This is a genomic window from Bifidobacterium sp. UTBIF-68 (genome assembly GCF_006408855.1).
GTDB classification, from domain to species: Bacteria; Actinomycetota; Actinomycetes; order Actinomycetales; family Bifidobacteriaceae; genus Bifidobacterium; species Bifidobacterium reuteri.
The window spans coordinates 1-4,176 of sequence record NZ_JFAN01000059.1 but is presented as its reverse complement, the minus strand read 5'-3'; the positions used below and the strand labels follow the sequence as shown (position 1 = coordinate 4,176).

3 protein-coding genes and 1 riboswitch are annotated in these 4,176 nt (G+C 60.3%); of the genes, 2 read left to right on the top strand and 1 reads right to left on the bottom strand.

Translation table 11 applies throughout. The features are described from left to right. Positions 1 to 216: 216 nt before the first annotated feature. Positions 217 to 2,082 carry a dihydroxy-acid dehydratase gene (gene ilvD / locus BW14_RS11715; protein ID WP_044088688.1) on the bottom strand — a complete coding sequence of 622 codons (1,866 nt, stop codon included), beginning with the start codon at positions 2,080 to 2,082 and terminating at the stop codon, positions 217 to 219. A 192-nt stretch (positions 2,083 to 2,274) separates the two neighbouring features. Here ilvD and rpoZ point away from each other — a divergent pair, with 192 nt between their 5' ends. Beyond that, positions 2,275 to 2,607, top strand: coding sequence for a DNA-directed RNA polymerase subunit omega (rpoZ, locus tag BW14_RS11710; protein WP_044088689.1), 333 nt, complete (start codon positions 2,275 to 2,277; stop codon positions 2,605 to 2,607). 200 nt (positions 2,608 to 2,807) lie between these two features. Further along, positions 2,808 to 2,868, top strand: a riboswitch (SAM riboswitch). Beyond that, the gene (metK, locus tag BW14_RS11705) at positions 2,864 to 4,087 is read left to right on the top strand and encodes a methionine adenosyltransferase (protein WP_140463670.1); all 1,224 of its coding nucleotides are present in this window, start codon (positions 2,864 to 2,866) and stop codon (positions 4,085 to 4,087) included. (Overlaps the previous riboswitch by 5 nt.) The last annotated feature ends 89 nt before the right edge of the window (positions 4,088 to 4,176 follow it).

The window sequence follows — 4,176 nt, the reverse complement described above, 5'->3', positions numbered from 1 at the left end:
CATAAGTTTTTCCTTACACCGGTTTATGTTTCGTCCCATTTTCAAGGGTCCATATGGGTCGAAACATAAACCGACACCGTCCAATACTTATGTTTCGCCCTGTATCCGCATGTTGCGTAATGAGTTCTGCACATGACTTGGGGCCTGCCACCTTCCTGCACAGAGAAGATGACAGGCCCCAAGTCATAACCGCCCGCAAACGGTCGACCAACAAAATCAGGCGAGACCGGAGAGCTTGTTGATAAGGTCAGGATCCCTCGTAGCGCCCTTGTCGGCGGAGCGTGCAAAGGCGGCGTACGCCTTCAGAGCCTGAGAGACCTTGCGGTCACGATGGGCCACATAGCCATCGCCGGCCTCAAGCTCCGCACGGCGCTGAGCCAGCTGCTCGTCAGTCAATTCCACGTTCACGGAACGGGCTTCGATGTCGATGTCGATGATGTCGCCGTTCTTGATGAGCGCCACCGGGCCCTTGTTCGCAGCCTCGGGAGCCATATGGCCAATGGCCAGACCGGAGGAGCCGCCGGAGTATCGTCCATCAGTGAGCATGGCCACCTGCTTGCCGATGCCCTTGCCCTTGACGAAGGACGTCGGGTACAGCATCTCCTGCATGCCCGGGCCTCCCTTCGGGCCCTCGTAGCGAATGACCAAGGCCATGCCGGGCTTCAGGGTATCGTCAAGGATGACCTTGATGGCCTCTTCCTGGGACTCGACCACCAGAGCCGGTCCGCGGAACTTCCAGATCTCCTGCGGCACGCCCGCGGTCTTCACCACGCAACCGTCAGGTGCGAGGTTGCCGCGCAGCACGGCGAGACCGCCTTCGTGGATCTCCGGGTGATCGATGTCGTGGATGGCGCCGTTCACGCGGTCGGTGTCGAGCGAATCGAACAGGGTCTCGTGCGTCCACGGCTCCGGGGAGATGATGTGGCCAGGTGCCGCGTGGTACATGGTCTTGGCTTCTTCGGTGCAGGTGTCGCGCATGATGTCCCAGTCGGCGAGCTTGTCCTCGAGCGTCGGGTAATCGATGGAGTGGACGTTCCTGTGCAGCTTGCCGGCGCGGTCGAGTTCGCCGAGGATGCCGCAGATGCCGCCCGCGCGGTGCACGTCGGAGATCTCCCACTTGCCGGAAGGCGCGGCCTTGCAGATGCAGGGCACGGTGTGGGAGATGCGCTCGATGTCGTCCAGGGTGAAGTCCACGTCAGCGGACTGCGCCATGGCCAGAATGTGCAGCACGGTGTTCGTGGAACCGCCCATGGCCACGTCCATGGTCATGGCGTTCTCGAACGCCTCCTTGGTGGCGATGGAGCGCGGCAGCACGGAATCGTCGTCGTCCTTGTAGTACTGGTTGGCGATCTTGACGACCTGGCGCGCGGCCTTGCGGAACAGCTCCTTGCGGAAGCCGTGGGAGGCGAGGATCGTACCGTTGCCCGGCAGGGCCAGACCGATGGCCTCGGTCAGGCAGTTCATAGAGTTGGCGGTGAACATGCCGGCGCAGGAACCGCAGGTCGGGCACACGGTCTTCTCGTAGTTGAGCAGGTCCTCCTCGGAGACGCTATCGTCGGCGGAGGCGTACATCACGGAGATGAGGTCGGTGTTCTTCTTGACGGTGCCGTCGGCGAGCACTGTGGTGCCTGCCTCCATCGGGCCGCCAGAGACGAACACTGTCGGGATGTTGAGGCGCAGGGCGGCCATGAGCATGCCCGGCACGACCTTGTCGCAGTTCGGGATGCAGATCAGGGCGTCGGCGCAGTGCGCGTTGCACTGGTATTCGACGGTATCGGCGATGATGTCGCGGGAAGGCAGGGAGTACAGCATGCCGGTGTGGCCCATGGCAATGCCATCATCCACAGCCATAGTGTTGAACTCACGGGGGATGCCGCCAGCCTCTTTGATGGCTTCGGAGACAATGCGTCCCACTTTGTTCAGGTGGACGTGGCCAGGCAGAAACTCGTCGAATGAGTTTGCGATGGCGATGATGGGCTTCTTGCCCATGTCGTCGCCGCTGACGCCAGCGGCACGATACAGGGCGCGCGCGCCTGCGAAGACGCGGCCGGACATGAGTTTTGCAGATCGCATTTCGGTCATGATTCCATTCAAGCCTTTGCACGGGACACGTTTCTTGTCAAGAGTCGAATAATGGAATTTTCAAAACCGTAACCTTATTCGCTTGGCGCATCCAGCAGTTCACCGATGTCTGCGAGCATGCATGAAGTCCCACGGCAAGGCTACACTTGCTTCGGTTGAGATAGATTTTCCAACGTTTGGAGACACATACTTATGGCAGAAGATACCGAGGTCAAGGATCAGGCTGACGAGCAGGCTGCCGAGCCGTTCGGCACCGACCCGCACCCCACCGGTCTGGCGAACCCGCCGATTGACGACCTGATGCAGCATGCTGATTCCAAGTACGCGCTGGCCATCTTCGCCGCCAAGCGCGCCCGCCAAATCAATTCCTACTTCACCCAGCTCAACGAGGGCCTTCTGCAGAACGTCGGCCCGCTGGTGGAGTACCAGAACAACGAGAAACCGCTGTCCATCGCCTTCCGTGAAATCGACGAAGGTCTGCTTGAGGAGACTCTGGGCGAAGACGATCTGAGCGAAGGCAACTGATCGGCTTCGCCGTCACGCTCCCCCGCATGCCATGTGCCGTAAGGTTCCGCTGTGCACTGATTTTCGAGTCACATGCTTGCTTTACCGAGTTGCATAGGCTATAAACAGACTCAGGAGCGAACACGACCAAGGGCTCGCGCCACCGCGCTGGTTGGCACGAGCCCTTTGCTATGCCTGCTTCCATCAAAAATGAATACAACCGTATCATTGTGCTCCGCATGCTTGCGGGGCGATAAGTCCTGATGAAAGGGATGATATGACAGAAGAGAAGCGGCTTATTTCCGCGGAATCCGTCACCGAAGGCCACCCGGATAAGGTGTGCGATCAGATTTCCGATGCCATTCTTGACGACCTGCTCGCGCAGGATCCCACCAGCCATGTCGCCGTGGAGACCTCAGCTGCCACAGGCGTCTTCCTAGTGTTCGGCGAGGTCACTTCCGAAGGATACTGCGATGTGCAGTCCAAAGTGCGTGAGACTCTGCGCAACATCGGATACACTTCCTCAGAGGTCGGCTTGGATGCCGATTCCTGCGGTGTGATTGTGGCGATTACCGGTCAGAGCGCTGAAATCAATCAAGGCGTATCCCGCCTTTCCGCCGAGCAGGAGACCGCAGCCAGCCGCGAGGAACGCTACGAGGCTCAGGGTGCCGGCGACCAAGGCGTGATGTTCGGTTACGCCACCGACGAGACGCCGGTGCTGATGCCGTTGCCGATCTACTTGGCGCATCGTCTGGCCTTCCGTCTGACGCAGGTGCGCAAGTCCGGCGAAGTGCCGCATCTGCGCCCGGATGGCAAGACCCAGGTGACCGTGGAATACGACGACAATGACAAGCCGGTACGCCTGGACACCGTGCTCATCTCCACCCAGCACGACCCGGAGGCAACTCATGAGTGGCTTGAAGCGCAGCTCAAGGAACACGTCATCGACCCTGTCCTGAAGGAAGTCCTGGGCGACAAGGTGCCGTACGAGGGATACCGTCAGCTGGTGAACCCGACCGGTTCGTTCATACTCGGCGGCCCGGCTGCCGACGCCGGTCTGACCGGCCGCAAGATCATTGTCGATACCTATGGTGGTGCAGCCCACCATGGCGGCGGCGCATTCTCCGGCAAGGATCCGTCCAAGGTGGATCGTTCCGCCGCATATGCCACCCGCTGGGTCGCAAAGAACATCGTGGCTGCTGGCTTGGCTCACAAGGCCGAGGTGCAGGTGGCCTATGCCATCGGCGTGGCCGATCCGGTGTCCATCAACGTGGAGACCTTCGGCACCGAGCGTGATGGTGTGACGCGCGGCCAGATCGCCGCCGCAGTGCGTAAGGTGTTCGACCTGCGTCCGGCCGCCATCATCGACGAGCTCGATCTGAAGCGTCCGATCTATCTGAAGACCGCCGCCTATGGCCACTTCGGTCGCACCGACGTTGAGTTCCCGTGGGAGCAGACCAACAAGGTCGAGGAGCTCAAGGCCGCCATCGCCGCGGAATGAGCAGCCGTTACCAATCCAGATAGAGTGAATGGGTGTTGCCCGCCAAACACGGTAGGCAACACCCATTCACTTTATATACAAGAACTATG

Bases quoted from the DNA above. Each gene is read 5' to 3' on its own strand.
- ilvD (WP_044088688.1), bottom strand. From the start codon at position 2,082: ATGACCGAAATGCGATCTGCAAAACTCATGTCCGGCCGCGTCTTCGCA.
- rpoZ (WP_044088689.1), top strand. From the start codon at position 2,275: ATGGCAGAAGATACCGAGGTCAAGGATCAGGCTGACGAGCAGGCTGCC.
- metK (WP_140463670.1), top strand. From the start codon at position 2,864: ATGACAGAAGAGAAGCGGCTTATTTCCGCGGAATCCGTCACCGAAGGC.